Origin of the sequence: Microbacterium sp. YJN-G (genome assembly GCF_015040615.1) — a bacterium.
Lineage (GTDB): Bacteria > Actinomycetota > Actinomycetes > Actinomycetales > Microbacteriaceae > Microbacterium.
Genome location: NZ_CP060402.1, coordinates 2,950,771 through 2,973,821, shown reverse-complemented (window position 1 = coordinate 2,973,821; position 23,051 = coordinate 2,950,771). Strand labels below are relative to the sequence as shown.

The window sequence follows — 23,051 nt, the reverse complement described above, 5'->3', positions numbered from 1 at the left end:
CTGACATGACGACCTGGAGGTGACGGATGGCGACCTCGGCCATTCCTGCGCGACGCTCCCCACTGCACCGGCGCTCCCGACTGCACCGGCGTGAGCACCTGGCGGCGCTGGCGTTCATCGCCATCCCCGTACTGGGCTTCCTGACCTTCATCGGGTACCCGCTGCTGTTCGCGCTGTACTCGTCCTTCACGAAGTGGAACGGGCTCTCCGAGCCCGAGTTCAACGGGCTCGACAACTACATCGAGATGGCCGCCGACCCGTACTTCTGGAAGGCGATGGGCAACACCGTCTTCATGATGATCGGCATCCCGATCGGCCTGATCATCTCGCTGCTGCTCGCCCTGGCGCTGAACCGCCGGATGCGCGGCACCACCTTCTTCCGCACCGTCTACTACGTGCCGGTGATCTCGTCGCTGGCGGCCGTGGCCATCCTCTGGCAGTGGGCCTACAACGGCGACTTCGGCCTGATCAACCAGGTGCTCGACATGGTCGGCATCGAGGGCCCCAACTGGCTGCAGGACGCCTCGACGGCGAAGCCGGCGATCATCATCATGGCCGTCTGGAAGGGCATCGGCTTCTCGATGCTGCTCTACCTGGCAGCCCTGCAGTCCGTGCCACGGCACCTGTACGAGGCCGCCGCGATCGACGGCGCCAACGCCGTGCAGCAGTTCTGGCACATCACCGTCCCGATGCTGCGCCCCGTGACCTTCTTCCTCGTGGTCACCAGCATCATCGGCGGCGCGCAGATCTTCATCGAGATCAACATCATGACCCCCACCGGCGGGCCCGAGTTCTCCACGGCATCCATCGTCTGGTACATCTGGCAGAAGGCGTTCAACTACCTCCAGATGGGCTATGCCACCGCGATGTCGGTCGTGCTGGGGCTGCTGGTCTTCCTCGTGACGGCCATCCAGTTCCGCGTCAACCGCCGGTCCCAGTTCTCCATCGAATGAGGTAGCCATGAGCACAGCGACCGAGACCCTGGTGACCGTCCCGCCGGAGATGCCCGGCGAGCCGCGACGGCTCCCCACCCGCCCCGCACGCCGCGCCGGCGGCACGCGATCCCGCGCCCGTCGCACGACGAACATCGTGCTGACCCTGATCCTGTCCCTCGGCGGCATCGTCATGATCGCCCCGCTGCTGTGGACCTTCTCCACCTCGCTGAAGACCCGCGAGGCGGTGTTCGCCCTGCCGCCGCAGTGGATCCCCGACCCGGTGGTCTGGGAGAACTACGCCCGGGTGTGGACCGCGGGGCCGCTGGCCTCCGGCATCCTCAACAGCGTCATCGTCTCGGTGAGCGTCACCGTCGTCGGCACGCTGACCTCGGCGATCGCCGCCTTCGCGTTCGCGAAGATGCGGCTGCCGTTCAAGAACGTGATCTTCCTGGTGCTGCTGTCGGCGATCATGATCCCGTTCCCGACGATCATGATCCCGCAGTTCAAGATGTTCGGCGACGCGGGACTCGTCGACACCCTGTGGCCGCTGATCCTGCCCGGGCTGTTCGGCAACATCGTGATGATCTTCTTCCTCAAGCAGTACCTCGACTCGGTGCCCGACTCGATCATCGAGGCGGCGACGCTCGACGGCGCCGGCTACCTGCGCATCTTCTTCACGCTGATCTTCCCCGCCATCCGCCCGGCGATCGCCGCGCAGTTCATCCTCTGGTTCATGGCGGTGTGGAACGACTACCTCGCGCCGATCATCTACCTGAACTCGCCCGACAAGCAGACGCTGCAGCTCGTGATCGCCAGCTTCAACGCCACCTACGCGAGCCAGACCGACTACCCGCTGATCATGGCGGCGTCGTTCATCGCGCTCATCCCGGTGCTGGCCGTGTTCGTGATCTTCCAGAAGCAGATCATCGAGTCGGTGGCGCTGACCGGGGCGAAGGCCTGATCATGTTCGACCTCGACACCTCCGGCTGGGGTGCGCGCAACGCGCACGACCCGACGATCGTCCGCGGCGACGACGGGCTCTGGTACATGTTCTCCACCGACGCCGCGGCGGGCGTGGATCGCATCCCGGCCGGTGCGCACGTGCGCACCTCGCCCGACCTGGTCACCTGGACGTTCCGGGGCACGGCCCTCGACGGCGTCCCGCAGCAGGCGGGGGAGTGGTCGGGTGCGGCAGGACTCTGGGCGCCCGAGGTGGTGCGGTGGCCGGATGCCGGCGGCGACGAAAGGGATGCCGAGCCGCGCTGGCACATGTACTACTCGGCGTCGACGTTCGGCTCGCGCACCTCGGCGATCGGGCTGGCCACCGCATCCGCCCCGTCGGGCCCGTGGACCGACCGCGGCATCGTGATCGCCACCCATCACGACCGCGACGCCGTCAACGCGATCGACGCGGCCGTCGTCTTCGACGCCGACGGGGCGCCGTGGATGATCTACGGCTCGTTCTTCGGCGGCATCCACGCCGTCGAGCTCTCGATCGAGACCGGCAAGCGCCTGCGCGACGAGCCGGGAGCGCTGATCGCGCGCCGGCCGCGCAGCGTCGACGGCGCCATCGAGGGCGCCTACGTCGTGCGCCGCGACGGGCGGTACGTGCTGTTCGTCTCGTACGACTCGCTCGCCGACACCTACAGCGTGCGCGTCGGCGTCTCGGATGCCATCACCGGGCCGTACCTCGACCACCAGGGGCGCGAGCTGACCTCGCCTGCCGAGGCGGATGCCGAGAGCACCGGCACCAAGGTGCTCGGCGGGCTGCGCTTCCCCGGCGGGGTGGGGCTCATCGCCCCCGGGCACAACTCGATCTTCCATGACGGCGACGCGACCTTCATGGTGCACCACGTGCGCCTCGCCGACGCCCCCACCCAGCACGAGGCGCAGGTGCGCCGCGTGCACTGGACGGCGTCAGGATGGCCGCTCGTCTCGCCGCACCCCTACGCCGGCGCCGAGCGCGAGCGACTCGCGTCGCCCGAGCCGATCGCGGGGGAGTGGGATGCCGTGCGCTTCGCGCCCGAGGTGCCGGCGATGGTCGACGCCGAGCGCGTCACCGTGATCGCCGAGGGCGAGTCCGACGGGGATGCCGTGGGCGTGCAACTCGTCGTGTGCCCCGACGCTGGGTCCCTGAACGCGGCCCAAGCTGGGTCCCTGAGGCTCTCGAAGGGCCCCAGCGCTGACATCGTTCTCGACGCCGTCGTCTTCGGCGCCTGGGACCCCGTCGCGCAGCGCACCGTGCTCGCCTTCAGCGGCATCGACCGCGACGGCGTCGTGTGGAGCGGATCCAAGGCGGTGACGCCATGAACACCGAGGCGCAGCTGGGCCTGGGCTGGACCGGCCGGGTCATGCAGCTGCTGAACGCGGCCTGCACGCTCGTGCTCGTCAACCTGCTGTTCGCGGCCGGCACCCTGGCCGGGCTCGGGGTGCTCGGCATCATGCCGGCAGGCGCCGCCGCGGCATCCGTGCTGCTGCGCGACTCGACGACCCTCGAGCGCGAGGGCGGTGCGACCCGCGTCTTCGTGCGCGCCTACCGCCGTTCGTTCCTGCGCGCGAACCTCGCCGGCATCCCGTTCCTCGCCGCTGCCGCGCTGCTCGCCGCCGACGCCCTCGTGCTGCCGCGTCTGACCGGGCCGGCCGCCGCCGTGCTCACGACGCTGACCGTGGCGATCGCGCTGGCCGCCCTGCTGACCGGCATCGTCGTCGTGACCCTGCTCGAGCGCTACGACGACCCGCCCGCGGCGCTGCTGCGCTACGCGGTCACCGTCACGCTCACATCGCCTGCGACCGGGGCCGGCGTGGTCGTCGCGCTCGCCGCGTGCGGCCTGATCGCGCTCGCAGTCCCGGTCTTCGCCCCGCTGGCGGGCGCCTCCGTGCCGCTCGCCATCGCCGTGCGCCTCATCGACCGGCGGCTCGCCCACCTCGACCCGGCGCATCCGAACCACTGACCGACCCTTCGACGGGCTCAGCGACCCCGCTGACGACCGCGTCGATGCACTGACCACCCCACCCAGAAAAGGAACACCGTGACCAAGGCACGCATCTCCATCGACCGCGAGGCGGTCGTCGCGCCGATCGACCGGCGCATCTTCGGCTCGTTCGTCGAGCACCTCGGCCGCTGCGTCTACGACGGCATCTACGAGCCCGGCCACCCCACCGCCAATGAGGACGGCTTCCGCCTCGACGTCGTCGACCTCGTGCGCGAGCTCGGCTCGACCACGATCCGCTACCCGGGCGGCAACTTCGTCTCGGGCTTCCGCTGGGAGGACTCGGTCGGTCCGCGCGAGCAGCGCCCGGTGCGCCGTGACCTCGCCTGGCACTCGCTGGAGACCAACCAGGTCGGCGTCGACGAGTTCGCCCGGTGGCTCAAGCTCACCGGTTCCGAGCTGATGATGGCCGTCAACCTCGGCACCCGCGGCATCGAGGCAGCCCTCGACCTGCTCGAGTACGCCAACCACCCCTCGGGCACGGCGCTGAGCGACCAGCGCATCGCCAACGGCACCGTCGAGCCGCACGACATCCGCATGTGGTGCCTGGGCAACGAGATGGACGGCCCGTGGCAGACCGGCTACATGACCGCCGACGACTACGGCAAGCTCGCCGCCCGCACGGCGCAGGCCATGAAGGCCGCCGACCGCAACCTCGAACTGGTCGTGTGCGGCTCGTCGGGGTCGTCGATGCCGACCTTCGGCGACTGGGAGCGCACGGTGCTCGAGCACACGTACCAGCACGTCGACTTCATCTCGTGCCACGCCTACTACCAGGAGCGCGGCGGAGACCTCGCCTCGTACCTGGCCTCGTCGCTGAACATGCAGTACTTCATCGAGACGGTAGCCGCCACGGCCGACCACGTCGGGTACAAGCTGAAGTCCGACAAGAAGATCAAGCTCTCGTTCGACGAGTGGAACATCTGGTACCTCGACGAGCACCAGGCCTCCGACGAGGTCAACGACGAGTGGCGCTACGCGCCCCGCCAGCTCGAGGACGTGTACTCGGTGGCGGATGCCGTGGTGCTGGGCAACCTGCTCATCACGCTGCTGAAGAACCACGACCGGGTCGCCTCGGCCTCGCTCGCCCAGCTGGTCAACGTGATCGCGCCGATCATGACCGAGCCCGGCGGAGACGCCTGGCGGCAGACCACGTTCTTCCCGTTCTCGGTGACCTCGCGCCTGGCCAAGGGCGAGATCATCAAGCCCCGCATCGACGTGGGCACCTACGACACCGCCGTCTACGGCGCGGCACCCCTGGTGGACTCCGTCGTCACCACCGACGGCGAGAGCTCGGCGGTGTTCCTGGTCAACCGCAGCCAGACCGAATCGATCGAGGTGACCATCGCGGTCTCCGAGCTCGGGGTCTCGCGCATCGACGAGGCCGTCACCCTGTGGGACGACGAGGTGTACGCCAAGAACACCCTCGCCGACCAGAACCGCGTCGGGCTGAAGGACCTCGAGTGTGTGGCCCTCGCCGACGGCGTGCTCACGGTCACGCTGCCGCCCGTCTCCTGGTCTGCGCTCGCCCTGTCGTGACGCATCCGCTCCTGCGCCTGGCCGGCGCCGCCGTCGCGGTCCTCACCGCGGCGACGGCGCTGGCTGGGTGCGCGGCGGCGGTCGCCGCGCCCGAGCTGTCGGGCGACGTCTTCGTGCACGACCCGGCCTACGCGGTCACCGAGGACGGCCATTTCGTGTACTCGACCGGCAACGGGCAGATCGCCGACGGCGGCATCCAGATCCGGCGCTCCGACGACGGTGCCGACTGGGAGTACGCCGGTGAGGTGTGGCCCGAGAAGCCCGCCTGGCTCGCGGATGCCGTGCCCGGGGTCGACAACCTCTGGGCGCCCGAGCTGTACGAGCATGACGGCACCTGGTACCTCTACTACTCGGTGTCGACCTTCGGCAGCAGCCGCTCGGTGATCGCCCTGGCCACCAACACCACTCTCGACCCCGCCGACCCCGCCTACGAATGGGTCGACCGCGGGCCGGTGATCGCCTCGGAGGGCACCGACTACAACGCCATCGACGCCGGCATCGTGGAGGATGCCGACGGCACGCCATGGATGTCGTTCGGCTCGTTCTCGTCGGGCATCCGGATGGTCGAACTGGAATGGCCCGGCGGACTGCGCGCCGACGACGCCGAACCCCTGCGGCTCGCCGACCGCGGCCTCGTCGAGAACGCGATCGAGGCGCCGTACATCATCGAGCGCGACGGCTGGTTCTATCTGTTCGCCTCGCGCGGCTTCTGCTGCCGCGGCGTCGACAGCACCTACGAGATCATCGTCGGCAGGGCGGAGGACGTCACCGGCCCGTACCTGGATGCCCACGGCGCAGCCCTCCTCGACGACGGCGGCACCATCGTGCTGGCCGGCGACGGCGCCTCGCGCATCGGCCCGGGAGGGCAGTCCGTCGCGGACGGGATGCTGGCCTTCCATTACTACGACGGGGCCGCCGACGGCATCCCCACCCTCGGCATCCTGCCGCTGGAGTGGCGCGACGGCTGGCCGAGCGCCACCTGGCCGGACTCGGCCGACGAGAGGCCCTGAGGCCGCTCCGTACCCCGGTGGGCCCGGGCGTCAGCGCAGCAGCCGCACCGCCCCGATCGCGGGAGTGAGCAGGCCATCGGCGGCGGTGAACCGCACCTGCGCGGTCGTGCGCCCGGCGACCTCGCCGATCCCGTAGTCGATGTCGAGCACCTCACCGTCGCGGCCGGCGTCACGGCCGCCGTCTCGGTCGGCGGTGCCGAAGCGCTCCTCGGCGACGATCTCGTCGTCGATCCGCACCGTCACCGCGGTGGGCGTCTCCGTCAGCCGATAGCGGATGCGCAGGGTGCGGGCGCCCGGCGTCTGCATCCGCACCGACATGCTCTCGGTCGTCGTCCGCCAGCGCCGGTCACCCGTCGTCAGCACGGACGTGCCGGTGCCGGTGAAACCGTGGTCGGACTCCGGCTGCTGCTCGCCGAACGCCACCGCATCGACCGTCGCCGCGTCGACCGCGAGGCCGTCGTCGAGGTCGCGCAGCTGCGCCGCGCGCGCCGCCCGGTCGCCGTCCGAGACCGGCCAGTACACGGTGTAGCGGGAGTCGTGGATGCCGGAGAACGGCTCCAGCCCGCCGGGCACCTCGCCGGGGGAGAGCACCGGCAGGTCGGCGAAGGGCAGCAGCGGGCCGTGCGCGACATGACCCATCCGGCTGTCATCGGCGTACAGCCCGTCGAGATGCGCGTCGCCGTCCCGCGTCGCCAGCACCGACGGACCGGCGAGGAACGCCTGCCACGGCGAGCCGTCGGGCAGCCGCTCGGCGCGCACGTCGACCGGCAGCCGGAACGTCACGCGGTCGCCGGGCTCCCAGGTGCGCTCGACCAGCACAGCGCCGGGCAGAGCCCCGGCCTCGGCCGGCGAGCCGTTCACGCGCAGGTCCACGAGCCCGCCGGCCAGCTCTTCGGCCCACGCCGGCACGCGCAACCGCAGCGGGAACGCCCTGGCCTCCGCGGGATCGATGCGGATGGCGACCTCGCCGCTGCGCGGCAGGTCGGCCTCGACGCGGATGCTGACGCCAGGCAGGGCGGCACCCGGCAGATCGATCAGCGCCTGGGCGGGCAGGTAGAGGTTCACCGCCGGTGCGCCGTCCTCGATGCCGAACACCCACTCGGCCGCCGAGCGGGCCTGCGCCTCGAGGCCGGTGCCGACGCAGCACCAGAAGCCGAGCTGCGGCTGCGAGTACACCCGGTAGTGACGCGGGCGCATCGAGGTGAAGTACACGAAGCCGCCGCGCTCGGGATGCTGCGAGGCGAGCACGTGGTTGAACACCGCGCGCTCGGCGAAGTCGAGCAGCTCGGGGCGCAGCTCGTGCTCGGCGAGCGCCCGGGTGAGCTTGAGCATGTTGTAGGTGTTGCAGAACTCCGGACCCTCGCGGTCGTCGATCATCGACGTGAAGTCGTGCGCGTCGTGGAAGTGCTCGCGCACGCTGTTGCCGCCGATCGCCACCGTGCGGTGCTCGACCACGGTGCGCCAGAACGCATCGGCCGCACGCAGGTACGCGTCGTCGCCGACGGCGACGGCGGTGCTCGCATAGCCGACCGCCTTCGGGATCTGCGTGTTCGCGTGCAGGCCGGTCAGTGCATCCTCACCGCGCCGCAGAGGATCGAGGATCGCGCGATGCGAGAACCGTTCGGCCTGCGCGGCGTACTTGTCCTGGCCGGTCAGCTGGGCCAGCTGCGCGAAGGCATCGTTCATGCCGCCGAACTCGGTGTCCAGCATCCGCTCGAACGTCGCGTCGTCGATCCGGTCGGCGATGGGCAGCCACCAGTCGGCCAGCGACGTGACGATGCGCAGCGGCAGCTCGTCGCCGGCGACGACATGCGCATCGATCAGGCCCTGGAAGGTCTTGTGCAGGTTGTACCAGGGCACCCAGTGCTCGCTGGAGCCGAGCGCCGCGACGGCGCCGGCGCCCCCGGTCGCCAGCGACTCGAACAGCGCCTGACCGCCCGGGATGCCGCCGACGTAGCCGCCGCCGTTCGCGCGCTGGCACTCGGCGAGCTCGGCGACCATCGCGTCCAGCCGGCGACGCGCCTCGACGTCACCGGTCGAGGCGTGCAGGAACGCGAGAGCGGAGAGCTGGTGCCCGGCGATCTGGCCGTCGAGCCCCGAGTCCTCCCAGTTGCCGTAGCTTGGCGCCTTCGCCGGCAGACCCGCCTCGCGCCGGAACGGGGCGAGCAGCCGATCGGGGTCGAGCTCGAGCGCGTAGCGCAGATCGACCTCGACGGCCCGGGCGAACGGACCGTCGAGCAGGCGGACCTGATCCAGGGGCAGGAACTTCATGCGCAGACCTTCGGGTGATGGCGAGTCCTCGCCTTCGGATCGAGAGTGTTGTAACGCTACAGGAACTGTGATTGTATCGCTACACACCGTTCATCGAAGCCGATGCTCCTCCGTCGACAGGACCCCCGTGACCGTTCTCTCCCGCACCCCCGGTGCATCCGTCATCGACCGCCGCATCTACGGGCAGTTCGCCGAGCACCTCGGCCGCTGCATCTACGAAGGCGTCTGGGTCGGGGCCGACTCCGACATCCCGCACCGCAACGGCCTGCGCACCGACGTGATCGACGCGCTGCGGCACATCAAGGTGCCGGTGGTGCGCTGGCCCGGCGGATGCTTCGCCGACGAGTACCACTGGCTCAAGGGCGTCGGCCCCGAGCGTCAGCCGATGGTGAACACGCACTGGGGCGGCGTCGTCGAGTCGAACGCCTTCGGCACGCACGAGTACTTCGAGCTGCTGCACCAGCTCGACGCCGAGGCGTACATCAACGGCAACGTCGGAAGCGGCACCGTCGCCGAGATGCAGGACTGGATCGAGTACATGACCCTCGACTCCACCGCGCCGATGGCCGAGCTGCGCAAGCGGTACGGCCGCGAGCAGCCGTGGAAGCTGGAGTTCTTCGGGGTCGGGAACGAGAGCTGGGGATGCGGGGGCAACATGCTCCCGCTGCACTACGCCAACCAGTACCGGCAGTTCCAGACCTACGTGCGCAACTACGGCGAGGACCAGATCGCGAAGATCGCCTGCGGCGCCAACGCCGACGACTACGAATGGACCGACGTGCTCATGGCGCGCGCCGCCGAGCACATGCACGGCCTCAGCCTGCACTACTACACCCTGCCGACCTCCGACTGGGCCCGGAAGGGCGCGGCGCTGGAGTTCTCGGACTTCGAATGGCACGAGACCCTGCGCCAGGCCCGCCGCATGGACGAGCTGGTCACGCGGCACAGCCGCATCATGGACAAGTACGACCCCGCCAAGCGCGTCTCGCTGATCGTCGACGAGTGGGGCACCTGGTACGACGTCGAAGAGGGCACCAACCCCGGGTTCCTCTACCAGCAGAGCACTCTGCGGGATGCCGCGGTCGCGGCGATCACGCTGAACATCTTCCACCGCCACGCCGACCGGGTGCGGATGGCCAACATCGCCCAGCTGGTCAACGTGCTGCAGGCGATGATCCTCACCGACGGCGGGCGGATGCTGACCACGCCGACCTATCACGTGTTCGATCTCTACACCGACCACCAGGATGCGGAGTACGTGGACGTGCCCGCCGGAACGTTCGGCCAGGACACCGACGCGACCGCGTCGTTCAAGGACGGCGCCTACACGGTGAGCGTGACGAACACCGCGCTCGACCGCGAGGTCGAGGTCGTCTTCGAGCTGCCGTCGGCGATCACCGAGGTGCGACGCGCCCAGGTGCTCACGGGGGCATCGGCCACGGCGCACAACACCTTCGACGCCCCGGACACGGTCGCCCTCGCCGACCTCGACGTCTCGGTGAACGGCCGCACGGTGAAGGCGACCCTGCCGCCGCACTCAGTCGCCACCGTGCGCCTCGCGGTCGCGGAGTGAGATCGGCCGCGTCTGCGATGATCGACGGGGAGGCGACATGACGACGATGCAGGACGTCGCGCGGCACGCGGGCGTGTCGGTCATGACCGTCTCGAACGTGGTCAACGACCATCCGCATGTGCGCGACAGCACCCGTCAGAAGGTGCTCGCCTCGATCGCCGAGCTCGGCTACCACGTGAACACCTCCGCCAGGAGCCTGCGCCAGGGCCGCACGGGCGTGATCGCCCTGGCCGTGCCCGAGATCGACCGGCCGTACTTCGGGCTGCTGGCCAGCCTGCTCATCGAGCGCGCCGCAGCCCGGGGCTACGAACTCGTCGTCGAGCAGACCGCCGCCAGCCGGGACCGGGAGCTGGATGCCATCTCGCGGTCGCGCCTGCGCAACTACGACGGCCTGATCCTCAGCGCCGTCGAGCTGCACGACGACGACGCGGTGCTCCTGCGCGGCGACTTCCCGACCGTCGCGCTCGGCGAGCGCGGCTTCACCGGCCCGCTCGACCACGTCGTGATGGCCAACGCCGACGGTGCGGCGCTCGCCGCCGATCACCTGATCGATCGCGGATGCCGCACACCGGCGATGCTCGGCGGCTACTACAGCGACACCGGCGTCGTCGACGTGTCCACCTCGCGCGTGCGCGGCTTCGAGGACGCGCTCGCCGCCCGCGGCATCCGGCTCGACCCCCGGCTCGTGCGTTCGACGCCGTTCACCCTCGAAGGCGGACGGGCGGCGATGACCGAGCTGCTCGCCGGGTTCCCGGAGGTCGACGGGGTGTTCTGCTCCACCGACCTCGTCGCCATCGGCGCGGTGCGGGCGCTGGCGGATGCCGGGCGCCGGGTGCCGAAGGACGTGAAGGTGGTCGGCTTCGACGACGTGCCGCTGTCGGCCTTCCTCACCCCGTCGCTGACGACGATCGCCCCCGACCATGCCGCGATGGCGGATGCCGCGGTCACCATGCTCATCGATCGCATCGAGGGCAGACGCGGAGACGACGACTACCGCACGGTCGTCGGGCCGGTGCGCCTGGTCGCCCGCGAATCCACCGCGAGCTGACACCGCCGGCAGCATCCGACCCTGCTCGACCCGACCCTGCTCGACCCGATGAAGGGGCGTTCATCCATGCGCACACCGATCTCCACCCGCCCGCCGATGGGCTGGAACAGCTGGGACTGCTACGGCACCACCGTCACCGAGGACGAGGTGCTCGCCAACGCCCGGTTCATGTCCGAGCACCTGCGCGAGTACGGCTGGGACACGGTCGTCATCGACATCGACTGGTCCGACCCGACCGCGCGCAGCCACGGCTACAACGACAGCCCGCCGTTGTGCATGGACGATCACGGCCGCCTCGTGCCCGACCCCGAGCGATTCCCGAGCTCGGCCGGCGGGCGGGGCTTCGCCCCGCTCGCCGCGCAGATCCATGCACTCGGCCTGCGCTTCGGCATCCACGTCATGCGCGGCATCCCGCGACGCGCGCTCGCCGCCGATACGCCGATCCTCGACACGGACTCGCGGGCCTCCGACGTCGCCGAGCCGTCCAACGCCTGCGAGTGGAATCCCGACATGGTCGGGCTCGACCATCGGCATCCGGCCGCGCAGGCGTACTACGACGGCACCGTCGCGCTGTACGCGCAGTGGGGCGTGGACTTCATCAAGGCCGACGACATGCTGTGGCCCTACCAGGCCGCCGACATCGAGGCCTACGCGCGCGCGATCGAGCGCAGCGGCCGGTCGATCGAGCTGAGCCTGTCGCCGGGCCGCGACCTGTCGCTCGCGCACCTCGAGCACCTGCGCGCGCACGCCACCATGTGGCGCATCTGCGACGACCTCTGGGACCGGTGGGACGACGTCGAGGCGAACTTCGCCCGCTTCGCGCGCTGGGCGCCGCACGCGTCCGCGCACGGCTGGCCCGACGGCGACATGCTGCCGCTGGGCAGGATCGGCATCCGCGCCGAACGCGGCGAGCCCCGCGACGACCGGCTCACGCCCGCCGAGCGGATCTCGCTGCTGACGCTGTGGATCATCGCGCGCTCGCCGCTGATGATCGGCGGCGACCTGCCCTCCAGCGACCCGGCGACGATCGCGCTGCTGCAGAACGCGGATGCGCTCGCGGTGCTGAGCGAGTCGACGGGCGGCCGAGAGCTCTTCCGGGAGGGCGCGACGGTCATCTGGGGCGCCGGCGGGCCGGACGGCGTCCGCTACGCGGCCGTGTTCAACCTCGCGGCCGACCCGCGCGAGACGGTGTTCGACGTGCGCTCGCTCGCGCTGCCGGCGGATGCCGGCGTCGTGACCGAGCTGTGGACGGCCCGCGCCCTCGAGACGGAACCCGTGACCGTGCAGTCGGATGCCGCGCGGGGCGTCGCGCCGGGCAGCCGGGCGCTGCGCCTGAGCCTGGCCGCGCACGGCGCGGTGCTCCTCCGCTTCGATCCCGCCGCTGACTCTCAGCCGGCACCCGACTCCCTGGAGAACCTCGGATGACCTCTCCCTCTCGCTTCCAGATCGGCGACCGTGACTTCCTGCTCGACGGGCAGCCGCACCGCATCCTCTCCGGGGCGATCCACTACTTCCGCGTGCATCCCGAGCAGTGGCGCGACCGCATCCGCAAGGCCCGGCTGATGGGCCTTAACACGATCGAGACCTACGTCGCCTGGAACGCCCACGAACCGCGCCGCGGCGAGTGGGATGCAACGGGCTGGAACGATCTGGGCGCCTTCCTCGACCTCATCGACGCCGAGGGCATGCACGCGATCGTGCGTCCGGGGCCGTACATCTGCGCAGAGTGGCACAACGGCGGACTGCCGGTGTGGCTCACCGGTGCCGAGGGCATCGGCCTGCGCCGGGCCGAACCGCAGTACCTCGACGCGGTCACCGGCTACCTGCAGCGCGTGTACGAGATCGTCGCACCGCGGCAGATCGACCGCGGCGGGCCGGTCGTGCTGGTGCAGATCGAGAACGAGTACGGCGCCTACGGCGACGACAAGGATTACCTCGCGCACCTGGTGCAGGTGACCAGGCAGGCCGGGATCGAGGTGCCGCTGACCACGATCGACCAGCCCACCGACCGGATGCTGGCCGCGGGCAGCCTGCCCGAGCTGCACAAGACAGGATCGTTCGGCTCGCGGGCACTCGAGCGCCTGGCCGTCCTGCGCCGACACCAGCCGAGCGGACCGCTGATGTGCGCGGAGTTCTGGGACGGCTGGTTCGACTGGTGGGGCGCGGCGCACCACACCACGGCGCCGGCCGACTCCGCGGCCGAGCTCGACGCGCTGCTCGAGGCCGGGGCGTCGGTGAACTTCTACATGTTCCACGGCGGCACCAACTACGGCCTCACCAACGGCGCCAACGACAAGGGCCGGTACCTGCCGATCGTCACCTCGTACGATTACGACGCGCCGCTGGACGAGGCCGGGAACCCGACGGAGAAGTTCTTCGCCTTCCGCGACGTGATCGCGAAGTACGCGCCGGTGCCGGAGGAGATCCCGGATGCCGCCCGCGAGGCGCCGTCGTTCGAGATCGACCTCGCCGCGGTCGAGGTCGGACTGCCCGCCGCGCCTGCCGTCCGGGACGTGGAGGCGCCGTCGTTCGACGCGCTGGGGCATCTCGGCGCACTGGTCCTGTACGAGACCGCGCTGCCCGGGCGTTCGGGCACGCTGCGGTTCGGCGAGGTGCGCGATCAGGCGTGGATCTCGGTGGACGGCATCCCGGCCGGGTCCCTCTCGCGCACCCGTCACGAGAGCGCCCTGCGCATCCCCGAAGGCGCCCGCCTGCGCGTGCTCGTCGAGGAGCAGGGGCGGGTCAACTACGATCACCGGCTCGGCGAGGCGAAGGGGCTGATCGGCCCCGTGACCCTCGACGGCGACGTGCTGGAGGGCTGGACGGCCACCCCGATCGATCTCGACGCGCTCGCCGCGGCAGCATCCGATGCCCCGCTCGGCGACACCGGAGGCGGGCTGACGGTGCTGCGCGGGACGTTCCGGGCCGAGGCTCCCGCCGACCTCTTCCTCGACACCGCGTCGTGGGGCAGGGGCTTCGCATTCGTGAACGGCTTCCTGCTGGGCAGGTACTGGCGCAGCGGGCCGCAGCGCACCCTGTACGTGCCCGCCCCCGTCGTGCGCGGCGGCGCGAACGAACTGGTCGTCGTCGAGCTGGAGGCGGGGACGGATGCCGTGGCCCGATTCCTCCCGCACCCCCACCTCGGCCCGCGCGAGGAATGACCCGCGAGACTTGCCGACGAGCATGAGACTGCACGTCAGACGTGCAGTCTCATGCTCGAAGTGAAGTCTCGCGGGAGCTGAGCGCCGGGGCGGGCGCGGCGGCGCGACGTCAGGCCAGCTCGATCACCGACCACGACAGGGCGGGCAGGGTCGCGCGCACCGCGCCGTCGACGACCTCGGCGGCGGACAGCGGCACCATGTGCACGGCATCCGGGGTCGTCTCGAGGTTCGCGGTGTGGCGGTCGCCGCCCTCTGGGATCGTGAGCGTCTCGGCGTTCACGACGCGCAGGTCGCCGAACCCGCGCAGGTCGACGGTGAGGTCGCTCTGCTCGGTCAGTGAGCGGTTGGCGACGAACACCACCACGCGGCCGGACTCCTCATCCCAGGTGGCGGCGGCGTCCACGGCATCCACATCGCCGTAGCGCTTGGTGGCGATCTGCGAGGCCGACACCGCCGTGCGCAGGATCCGCCCGCGCGCCAGGCGCGCCATGCGCTCGAAGGGCCAGAAGCTCGTCTGCCGCCAGGCCGCGCCGCCCTCCTCGGAGCGGATCGGGGCGATCACGTTGACCAGCTGCGCCTGGTTGGCGATCTTCACGCGGTCGCCGTGGCGCAGCAGGCTGTTCAGGAAGGTGCCGACGACGACGGCATCCGTCACCGAATAGGTGTCTTCGATCAGGCGCGGGTGCTCGCGCCAGGTCTTCGAGACCTGGTGCGGCTGGTCGTCGGTGTCCAGACCCGACTGGTACCAGACGTTCCACTCGTCGAACGAGATGTCGACCTGCTTGGTGTGCTTTCCCGCCGCCTTCACGGCGTCGATCGTGGCGATCACGCCGTCGATGAAGGCATCCATCTCGACCGCCTCGGCGAGGAACGACTCGGCGTCGCCGTCGTGCTCCTGGTAGTAGGCGTGCATCGAGATGTAGTCCACCTCGTCGTAGGCGTGGGTGAGCACGGTGTGCTCCCAGGTGCCGAAGGTCGGCATCCCGCGGTTCGACGAGCCCACCGCGACCAGCTCGATCGAATCGTCGACGAGCTTCATCGCCTTCGCGGTCTCCTGCGCGAGCCGGCCGTACTCGTGCGCGGTCTTGTGGCCGATCTGCCAGGGGCCGTCGAGTTCGTTGCCCAGGCACCACAGCTTGATGTCGAAGGGGTCTGCGGCGCCGTTGCGGCGGCGCAGGTCGGACCAGTGCGTGCCGCCGGGGTGGTTGGCGTACTCCACCAGCGCCCGTGCCTCCTCCACCCCGCGGGTGCCGAGGTTGATGGCCTCCATCACCTCGACCTCGGCCTCGCGGGCCCAGTCGACGAACTCGTGCAGCCCGAACGCGTTCGTCTCGATGGTGTGCCAGGCGCCGTCGATGCGCACCGGACGATCGTCGACCGGGCCGACGCCGTCCTCCCAGCGGTAACCCGAGACGAAGTTGCCGCCCGGGTAGCGCACCACCGTCGGGCCCATCTCGCGCACCAGGGCGAGCACGTCCTGGCGGAAGCCGCGCTCGTCGGCCTGCGGGTGCCCCGGCTCGAAGATGCCGGTGTACACGCACCGCCCCATGTGCTCGACGAACGACCCGAACAGGCGCCGGGGGACGTCGGCGATCGTGAAGTCGCGGTCGATGGTGATGCGGGCCTGGGACATTGCTCTCCTTCTGAGGGGGATGGGGATCGGCCGGCGGCGCGCGGCCGCCGGCCGGGGATGCTACTGACCGCCGAAGCCGCTGGTCGCGACGCCCTTGACGATCTGCTTCTGGAAGATGACGAACACGATGATCAGCGGCAGCGCGGCCAGCACCGCCTGCGCCATGACCTGCGCGTACTGCACGCCGTAGGCGCTGATCACGGTCTGCAGACCGACCGGCAGGGTCATCAGCGTGGTGTCGTTTATCACGAGGAACGGCCACAGGAAGTTGTTCCACGCGCCGATGAACACGAAGATCGCGACGGATGCCAGGATCGGGCGCGACAGTGGCAGCACGATCGACCAGAAGATGCGGAACCGGCTGGCGCCGTCCACCCGGGCCGCGTCCTCGAGCTCGATCGGCACGGCGTCGAAGAACTTCTTCAGGATGAACACCATCGCCGGCGCCACCACCTGCGGCAGGATCAGACCCCAGTGGGTGTCGATCATGTTGAACGCGAGCATCTCGTAGAACAGCGGGATGATCAGCACCTGCGGCGGCACGACGATCGAGGCGACGATCACGAAGAACAGCCAGCGCCGGCCGCGGAAGTCCAGGCGCGAGAACGCGTAGGCCGCACCGGCCGAGATCGCCACGGTGATCACGGTGATCGCCACCGAGGTGATCAGGCTGTTCCACGCCCAGATGTACACGTTGCCCTGCGAGAGGATCGCCGTGAACGCCTCGGAGGTGATGCCACTCGCGCCGATCCACGACGGGTCGCCGGAGGCGGCATCCGTCTCGGTCTTGAACGCCGTGGCGACCGCCCACAGGAACGGCAGCAGCCAGCTGACGGCGAGGACGATGAGAACGATGAACGCCGTCACGCGCAGCGGCGCGAACGGGCGTTGCCCCGGCAGGTGCGGCCGGTGGGCGCGCCTGGTGCGCCGGCCGTCGGGGACGGTGACGGTCTCGGTGGGAGAGAGGGTCGCGGTGGACATCATCACAGCTCCTTCTTGCGGCGCGTCGCGACGGCCTGCACGACCCCGACGATGACGATGAGGGCGAAGAACACGTAGGAGATCGCGGCCGAGTAGCCGAACCGGTAGCTGACGAAGCCGGCCTCGTAGATGTACTGCACGATCGAGCGGGTGGTGTCGCTCGCGACACCGCCGAGCATCTGGTACGCCTGGTCGAACAGCTTCAGCGACGCGAGCACCTGCAGGATCAGGATCAGCACCGTCGCCGGCGCCAGCTGCGGCAGCGTGATCGACCAGAACTGCCGCCACGGCCCCGCGCCGTCGAGCGACGCCGCCTCGTACTGCTGCTGCGGGATGTTCTGCATCGCCGCGAGGTACAGCAGGAAGTTGAACCCGACGGTCCACCAGACCGTGGCGATCACGATCGCCATCATGTTGGTGTCGGGGTTCTGCAGCCAGGCGATCGGCTCGAGTCCCAGCGCCTTCAGGATGTTGTTCGCGGCGCCGATCTGCGGATTGAAGATCCACACCCAGATCTGCGAGATGACCGTCGAGGCGAGCAGGTACGGCATGAAGAACGACAACCGCCACAGCCACTGACCGGGCAGCCCGCGGTCGACGAGCGCCGCCATGAGCAGGGCGACCAGCACCAGCGGCACGGTGGACAGCACCGTGAACCACACGGTGTTCCACAGCGACTGCCACATGACCGGGTCGCCGAGCGCCTCGGCGTAGTTCGCGAAGCCGACGAAGCCGCCGCCGGCACCGGTGAGCGACTGGTCGGTGAAGCTCAGGTAGATGCCGTGCAGGATCGGCCAGACGAGGAAGAGCGCGAAGGCGATGAGGAAGGGGGCGAGGAACGCCCAGCTGATGAGCTCCTCACGGCGGCGGGGTCCGGCGTGCCGGAACGGGGTGTCGTCGCGGCGGCCGGTGACGATCACCCGGGTGCTGGCTGTGGTCGTCATGGCTTCCACGTCCCTTCGGGGTCGGCGGGGTTGGGCTGGGCGAGCAGCGCGTTCACGCGGCGCTCGAACCGGTCGATCGCGGCGGCGGGGTCGTCGCCGCTGAGCAGCACGCCCTGCACCGCGGCACCGAACTCGCCCTGGAAGTTCGATCCCGAGCCGGTGAACCACGCCTCGGGGTCGTACACGACGTGCTCGGCGGCCTCGGCGTAGTGCGCCTGCGGCACGAGATCGTCGTACTCGGGTGAGGTGGTCACCGGCAGGTAGGCCGGCACGTGCCCGGCCTCGGCCCAGCCGAACGAGCCCTTGAGCATGTCGGCGACGAACCGGTAGGTGAGCTCGCGGCGCTGCGGGTCGGCATCCGACTGGTGCGGCAGCACGAACGAGTGCGAGTCGGCGTACACGGCGGGGGTGCCGTAGAGGGTCGGGATCATCGTCGCGTCGAACGGGATGCCGGCGTTCTGCATCGTCCGCAGCTCCCACACGCCGGTCATGAACATGCCGCTCTTGCCGGTGGCGAACTCGGCCACGGCCGTGCCGTAGTCGTTCTGCGTGGCGGCGATCTCGCCGTCGAGCAGGGTGCGCATGAACTCGAGCACCTCGACCGCGGCATCCTTGTCGATGCCCATCTTCCCGCCGACCGGCAGCTCGATCGCGAGATCGTGCTGCGCGTACAGGCCGTAGAACAGGCGCCACATCTGTGCCCCGTCACCGAGGTAGCCGTACGAGAGGGCGTGCCCTTCGGCGGAGCCTGCGACCGCGCGCAGCTGCTCGAGGAACTCCTCGGGCGAGGACGTCTCGCGCAGCCGGCCGTCGGAGTCGAGCTGCCCGGCCGCGTCGCAGATGTCGGTGTTGTACATCAGCACGAACGGATGCGCGTCGAGGGCCACGCTGAACAGCCTGTCGCCCGCGAAGCCCTTCTGCCAGATCGGTGCGGGGAACGTCGACTCGTCGACGCCGAGCTCGGCGAGACGGTCGAGATCCCAGCTGTCCAGCAGGCCGCCCGGCGCCCAGCCGGGCACGCGGGTGGCGTGCATGATCGCCACGTCGGGGGCGCGTCCGCCGGTGCCGGCCATCGCGAGCTTGGTGTAGTACGGCGAGCCCCAGGCGAGCACGGTGGGGCGGATGCGGTACGCGTCCTGTGCGGCGTTGACCTTGTCGAGCAGCGACGACATGGTGACGCCGTCGCCGCCGGAGAGCAGATGCCAGAACTGCAGGGTCTGCGTGGTCGAGCCCGAAGCGGTGCCTGGTGCGCAGCCGGCGAGCAGGGCCGTGCCCGCCGCCAGCGACGCGGCAGCGAGGAACTGCCTTCGGGACAGATCGAGAGGGGGTGTCATCCATCGCTCCTTCGTCACGTCTTCGTGAACGGCTCCATCATTACATCGTGGTAATCAGGGCGCAAGGGGGGGGAGCCGGACGGGGAGCCCGACGCGGTGCCGGACGGGGTGTCGCCCTGGCAGGCCTCAGGGGCGGTGGCCGCCGGGCGTGCGCGAGGTGCTGCCGCGCTCGCGCAGCTCGTGCGGCAGCGTGATCCCGTGCGGGGGAGCGGTGCGGTCGTCCATCCGCGAGGTCAGCAGCGACAGTGCGGCATCGGCCAGCGCGTCGCGTTCGAACGCGACGGTGGTCAGCGACGGGGCGGTGAAGGCCGAGAGCTCGACATCGTCGAATCCGGCCAGCAGCACGTCGTCGGGCACGCGGATGCCGTGCTCGGCGAGGGTGCTCAGCGCGCCGAAGGCCAGCGAGTCGGTGAACGCGATCACCGCGTCGAATGCGATCCGCCGCTGCAGCAGGGTGCGCATGGCCTTCGCACCCGAGGCCATCGACCAGGGCAGCCGGTTCGCCTCCAGCACAGGGTCGGGCGCGATGCCCGCTTCGCGCAGGGCGTCGTGCACGCCCTGAAGGCGCAGCCTGCTCGTCGCGGTGGCGAGGGCCGGGTCATCGTCCCCGCCGATCACCGCGATGCGGCGCGCGCCGCGGGCGAGCACATGCCGCGTGACGTCGGCCGCCGCGCTGCGGCTGTCGATGCGCACGTGATCGGCCAGGTTCTGCTCGACCTCGCCGATCACGACCAGCGGCGGCAGCCGATCGGCATCCCGGATCGCACTGTCCTCGAGCCGCACCGGGTTGAGGATCAGGCCGTCGACCAGGCGCGTGCGCGCCCGGGCGAGAAGCTCGCCCTCGCGCTCGGGCGCCAGAGCCGTCTCCTCCACCAGCACGGCCAGGCCCCGCTGGTGGGCGGCCGCGACGATGCTGTGCACCAGCTCAGCCGAGTACGCCGTGGCCAGGTCGGGCAGAGCGAGGGCGATCGTTCCCGACCGGCCGGTGCGCATGCCGCGGGCGCTGAGATTGGGCACGAAATCGAGCTGCCGCATCGCCTGCTCGACCCGCGTGCGGGTGTCTTCGCTCACGGTGAATGCGCCGGTGACGACGTTCGACACGGTCTTGGCCGAGACGCCGGCGAGCGCCGCGACGTCCTTCATCGTCGCGCGGCGCGGAGGCGTCGCTGTCATGCGCGTCAGCTTAGCCCGACGCATCGGATACATCGATGTAACGCGCGTGGCATCATGGCCGCATGGGCAATGAGCGCAACTGGGCAGGCAACCTCTCGTACCGTGCGGCGGAGGTCGCGCATCCGGCATCCGTCGACGAGCTGCGGGGGCGTCTCGCGGCCGGCGGGCCGGTGCGGATGCTGGGCACCCGGCACTGCTTCAACGACATCGCCGACACCGACGGCGCGCTCATCGCCCTCGACCGGATGCCCCGGATCATCGAGGTGAACGGGCAGCGGGATGCCGTGCGCGTGAGCGGCGGACTGCGCTACGGCGACATCGCACCCGTCCTGCACGATCAGGGGCTGGCGCTGGCGAACCTCGCTTCACTGCCGCACATCTCGGTGGCAGGTGCGGTGGCCACGGGCACCCACGGATCCGGTGACGGCATCGGCTCGCTGGCCGCCGCCGTGCGCGCGCTGACCGTGCTCACGGCATCCGGGGAGGTGCGCCGGCTGCAGCGCGGCGATGCCGACTTCGCCGGCGCGGTCGTCTCGCTCGGCGCGCTCGGTGCGGTGCTCGACATCACGCTCGACGTCGAGCCGACCTATGCCGTCGCCCAGCATGTCTACGACGGTCCGGGCTGGGATGCCGTGCTGGCCGACCTGGATGCCGTGACCGGCATCGGCACGAGCGTGAGCCTGTTCTCCACCTGGCGCCGCACCGACGCCGCCGATCTGCTCTGGGTCAAGCAGCGCCAGCCCGACGGCCGCGCCGATGAGCGCGCCGGACTGGCCGCGGCACTCGGCGCGGCGGTCGCCGACGGCAAACGGCATCCGATCCTCGGCGTCGACGCCGAGGCCTGCACCGAGCAGGGAGGGGTGCCGGGTGAATGGTTCCAGCGACTGCCGCACTTCAAGCTCGAGTTCACGCCGTCGGCCGGTGCCGAGCTGCAGAGCGAGTACCTCGTTCCCCGCACGGATGCCGTGGCGGCGATCGAGGCCGTCCGCTCGCTGGCCGAGCGCATCGCACCGCTGCTGCTGGTCAACGAGATCCGCACCGTGCGCGCCGACGCGCTGTGGCTGAGCCCGGCCTACCGCACCGACATCGTCGGCCTGCACTTCACCTGGCGGCCCGACGAGCAGGCGGTGCGTGCCCTGCTGCCCGAGCTCGAGGCGGCGCTGCCGGCCTCGGCCCGCCCGCACTGGGGGAAGATCTTCACCCTCGACGCCGCCGAGGTGCGCGCCCGCAACCCGCGCTGGGACGACTTCGCGGCGCTGCGCGCCGCCTGGGATCCCGAGCGGCGGTTCGTCAACGACTACCTGGCGCGACTCGGGCTCTGATGCGAGCCGCGCGCGGCAGCACGGATCGCGCGCGCCCTACACTCGGGACGATGAGCGAAACCCCGGCCGAACGCACCCGCACCGTGGGTGTGCGCGATGTCGCCGCCCGCGCGGGCGTCTCGCGGCAGACGGTCTCGCGGGTGCTGAACGACCACCCCGAGGTCGCCGAGAGCACCCGCGAGCGGGTGCTGGCGGCCATGGCCGAGCTGGGCTACCGCATGAACAACGCCGCCCGGGCCCTGGGCACACGCCGCTCACGCACGCTGGGGGTGCTGGCCTCGAACGCCGAGCAGCAGGGGCCCGCGCGCAGCATCGCCGCCATCGAGGCGTGCGCCCGCGAGGCGGGCTACTGGGTGAGCGCCGCCTTCGCCGAGGCAGGCGACGCCGACGCCGTGGTCGCGGCGGTCGATCACCTCATCGCGCAGGGGGTCGAGGGCATCGTCGTGGTCGCCCCGCACGCGCGCACCCTCGACGCGCTGGATGCCCTGCGCATCGACGTGCCGATCGTCACCCTGCACTCCTCCGGTCACGGCGCCCGCGGGCCGTCGATCGACCAGGCCGCCGGCGCCCGCCTCGCCGTGGCCGCCCTCGCCGACGCCGGGCACACCCGCATCGCGCACCTGGCCGGGCCCGCCGACTGGCTCGAGGCCGAGTCCCGCGCCGAGGGCTTCGCCGCCGAGCTCGCCGATCGCGGCCTGCAGGCGGGGCCCGTGATCGAGGGCGACTGGTCCGCGGCATCCGGGTATGCGGCGACCGGCGCCGTGATCGCCTCCGGCATCACCGCCGTGTTCTGCGCCAATGACCAGATGGCGCTCGGCCTGCTCGGCGGGCTGCACGAGGCGGGGCTCGCCGTGCCGGCGGACGTCAGCGTCGTCGGGTTCGACGACATCCCGGATGCCGCGTTCTACTGGCCGCAGCTCACCACGATCCGGCAGGACTTCGCCGAGCTCGCCCGCCGCGCGGTGGGTCTGGTGATCGGCGACGCCGGGGCCACGGCATCCGCTCTCGAGCCGGTGCCGCCGGTGCTCGTGCCGCGGGCGTCGGTCGCGCCGCCCGCCTGACCCGTGCCGGGCGGGGCGGGCCGGCGCCGGACTCCGCGCCTGGCCTGTGTTGACGCTCGCGCCGGGCCGTGTCACA

At 70.7% G+C, this 23,051-nt stretch carries 18 protein-coding genes; 12 read left to right on the top strand and 6 right to left on the bottom strand.

Annotation, left to right across the window (positions count from 1 at the left end):
* The first annotated feature begins 26 nt into the window (after positions 1-26).
* From H7694_RS14260 to H7694_RS14235, 6 genes are all read left to right on the top strand, one after another.
* Positions 27-953 (top strand): carbohydrate ABC transporter permease, encoded by a 927-nt coding sequence (locus H7694_RS14260; protein WP_193597113.1) that lies wholly within the window; start codon positions 27-29, stop codon positions 951-953.
* A gap of 7 nt (positions 954-960) precedes the next feature.
* Entirely contained in the window at positions 961-1,896 is a 936-nt protein-coding gene (locus tag H7694_RS14255; RefSeq protein ID WP_227468147.1) for a carbohydrate ABC transporter permease, read from the top strand.
* 2 nt (positions 1,897-1,898) lie between these two features.
* Positions 1,899-3,245 (top strand): arabinan endo-1,5-alpha-L-arabinosidase, encoded by a 1,347-nt coding sequence (locus H7694_RS14250; protein ID WP_193597112.1) that lies wholly within the window; start codon positions 1,899-1,901, stop codon positions 3,243-3,245.
* Positions 3,242-3,886: a YesL family protein gene (locus tag H7694_RS14245; protein ID WP_193597111.1), complete on the top strand. Its 645-nt coding sequence runs from the start codon at positions 3,242-3,244 to the stop codon at positions 3,884-3,886. The genes H7694_RS14250 and H7694_RS14245 overlap by 4 nt, the downstream gene beginning before the upstream one ends.
* A gap of 78 nt (positions 3,887-3,964) precedes the next feature.
* On the top strand, positions 3,965-5,464 hold the full coding sequence (locus tag H7694_RS14240; RefSeq protein WP_193597110.1) for an alpha-N-arabinofuranosidase: 1,500 nt from the start codon (positions 3,965-3,967) through the stop codon (positions 5,462-5,464).
* Entirely contained in the window at positions 5,461-6,474 is a 1,014-nt protein-coding gene (locus H7694_RS14235) for an arabinan endo-1,5-alpha-L-arabinosidase (protein ID WP_227468146.1), read from the top strand. Before H7694_RS14240 ends, H7694_RS14235 begins: the two co-directional genes overlap by 4 nt.
* Before the next feature lie 30 nt (positions 6,475-6,504).
* Here H7694_RS14235 and H7694_RS14230 read toward each other — a convergent pair whose 3' ends face one another.
* Positions 6,505-8,745 carry a beta-L-arabinofuranosidase domain-containing protein gene (locus H7694_RS14230; RefSeq protein WP_193597109.1) on the bottom strand — a complete coding sequence of 747 codons (2,241 nt, stop codon included), beginning with the start codon at positions 8,743-8,745 and terminating at the stop codon, positions 6,505-6,507.
* 127 nt (positions 8,746-8,872) lie between these two features.
* Here H7694_RS14230 and H7694_RS14225 point away from each other — a divergent pair, with 127 nt between their 5' ends.
* From H7694_RS14225 to H7694_RS14210, 4 genes are all read left to right on the top strand, one after another.
* A complete protein-coding gene (locus H7694_RS14225; RefSeq protein WP_227468145.1) occupies positions 8,873-10,318 on the top strand; it encodes an alpha-N-arabinofuranosidase in 1,446 nt (481 codons plus the stop codon).
* Positions 10,319-10,355: 37 nt separating this feature from the next.
* The gene (locus H7694_RS14220) at positions 10,356-11,366 is read left to right on the top strand and encodes a LacI family DNA-binding transcriptional regulator (protein ID WP_227468144.1); all 1,011 of its coding nucleotides are present in this window, start codon (positions 10,356-10,358) and stop codon (positions 11,364-11,366) included.
* Between the two features lie 66 nt (positions 11,367-11,432).
* Entirely contained in the window at positions 11,433-12,791 is a 1,359-nt protein-coding gene (locus tag H7694_RS14215; protein ID WP_227468143.1) for a glycoside hydrolase family 27 protein, read from the top strand.
* Positions 12,788-14,527 (top strand): glycoside hydrolase family 35 protein, encoded by a 1,740-nt coding sequence (locus H7694_RS14210; protein ID WP_193597107.1) that lies wholly within the window; start codon positions 12,788-12,790, stop codon positions 14,525-14,527. Before H7694_RS14215 ends, H7694_RS14210 begins: the two co-directional genes overlap by 4 nt.
* A 109-nt stretch (positions 14,528-14,636) precedes the next feature.
* Here H7694_RS14210 and H7694_RS14205 read toward each other — a convergent pair whose 3' ends face one another.
* The 5 genes from H7694_RS14205 to H7694_RS14185 all read right to left on the bottom strand — a co-directional run bounded on the left by H7694_RS14205 (position 14,637) and on the right by H7694_RS14185 (position 20,592).
* Entirely contained in the window at positions 14,637-16,160 is a 1,524-nt protein-coding gene (locus tag H7694_RS14205) for an alpha-N-arabinofuranosidase (protein WP_193597106.1), read from the bottom strand.
* A gap of 60 nt (positions 16,161-16,220) precedes the next feature.
* Positions 16,221-17,141, bottom strand: a complete 921-nt coding sequence (locus tag H7694_RS14200) for a carbohydrate ABC transporter permease (protein ID WP_193599244.1) — start codon at positions 17,139-17,141, stop codon at positions 16,221-16,223.
* Between the two features lie 2 nt (positions 17,142-17,143).
* Positions 17,144-18,085, bottom strand: coding sequence for a carbohydrate ABC transporter permease (locus H7694_RS14195; protein ID WP_193597105.1), 942 nt, complete (start codon positions 18,083-18,085; stop codon positions 17,144-17,146).
* Entirely contained in the window at positions 18,082-19,419 is a 1,338-nt protein-coding gene (locus H7694_RS14190) for an extracellular solute-binding protein (protein WP_193597104.1), read from the bottom strand. The genes H7694_RS14195 and H7694_RS14190 overlap by 4 nt, the downstream gene beginning before the upstream one ends.
* A gap of 126 nt (positions 19,420-19,545) precedes the next feature.
* On the bottom strand, positions 19,546-20,592 hold the full coding sequence (locus tag H7694_RS14185; RefSeq protein WP_193597103.1) for a LacI family DNA-binding transcriptional regulator: 1,047 nt from the start codon (positions 20,590-20,592) through the stop codon (positions 19,546-19,548).
* 62 nt (positions 20,593-20,654) lie between these two features.
* Here H7694_RS14185 and H7694_RS14180 point away from each other — a divergent pair, with 62 nt between their 5' ends.
* Positions 20,655-21,914 (top strand): FAD-binding protein, encoded by a 1,260-nt coding sequence (locus tag H7694_RS14180; RefSeq protein WP_193597102.1) that lies wholly within the window; start codon positions 20,655-20,657, stop codon positions 21,912-21,914.
* A 50-nt stretch (positions 21,915-21,964) separates the two neighbouring features.
* Positions 21,965-22,975 (top strand): LacI family DNA-binding transcriptional regulator, encoded by a 1,011-nt coding sequence (locus H7694_RS14175; RefSeq protein WP_193597101.1) that lies wholly within the window; start codon positions 21,965-21,967, stop codon positions 22,973-22,975.
* Positions 22,976-23,051: the final 76 nt, after the last annotated feature.

Coding starts and splice junctions, on each gene's coding strand:
- H7694_RS14260 (WP_193597113.1), top strand. CDS start 27: ATGGCGACCTCGGCCATTCCTGCGCGACGCTCCCCACTGCACCGGCGC.
- H7694_RS14255 (WP_227468147.1), top strand. CDS start 961: ATGAGCACAGCGACCGAGACCCTGGTGACCGTCCCGCCGGAGATGCCC.
- H7694_RS14250 (WP_193597112.1), top strand. CDS start 1,899: ATGTTCGACCTCGACACCTCCGGCTGGGGTGCGCGCAACGCGCACGAC.
- H7694_RS14245 (WP_193597111.1), top strand. CDS start 3,242: ATGAACACCGAGGCGCAGCTGGGCCTGGGCTGGACCGGCCGGGTCATG.
- H7694_RS14230 (WP_193597109.1), bottom strand. CDS start 8,745: ATGAAGTTCCTGCCCCTGGATCAGGTCCGCCTGCTCGACGGTCCGTTC.
- H7694_RS14220 (WP_227468144.1), top strand. CDS start 10,356: ATGACGACGATGCAGGACGTCGCGCGGCACGCGGGCGTGTCGGTCATG.
- H7694_RS14215 (WP_227468143.1), top strand. CDS start 11,433: ATGCGCACACCGATCTCCACCCGCCCGCCGATGGGCTGGAACAGCTGG.
- H7694_RS14210 (WP_193597107.1), top strand. CDS start 12,788: ATGACCTCTCCCTCTCGCTTCCAGATCGGCGACCGTGACTTCCTGCTC.
- H7694_RS14205 (WP_193597106.1), bottom strand. CDS start 16,160: ATGTCCCAGGCCCGCATCACCATCGACCGCGACTTCACGATCGCCGAC.
- H7694_RS14200 (WP_193599244.1), bottom strand. CDS start 17,141: ATGTCCACCGCGACCCTCTCTCCCACCGAGACCGTCACCGTCCCCGAC.
- H7694_RS14195 (WP_193597105.1), bottom strand. CDS start 18,085: ATGACGACCACAGCCAGCACCCGGGTGATCGTCACCGGCCGCCGCGAC.
- H7694_RS14190 (WP_193597104.1), bottom strand. CDS start 19,419: ATGACACCCCCTCTCGATCTGTCCCGAAGGCAGTTCCTCGCTGCCGCG.
- H7694_RS14185 (WP_193597103.1), bottom strand. CDS start 20,592: ATGACAGCGACGCCTCCGCGCCGCGCGACGATGAAGGACGTCGCGGCG.
- H7694_RS14180 (WP_193597102.1), top strand. CDS start 20,655: ATGGGCAATGAGCGCAACTGGGCAGGCAACCTCTCGTACCGTGCGGCG.
- H7694_RS14175 (WP_193597101.1), top strand. CDS start 21,965: ATGAGCGAAACCCCGGCCGAACGCACCCGCACCGTGGGTGTGCGCGAT.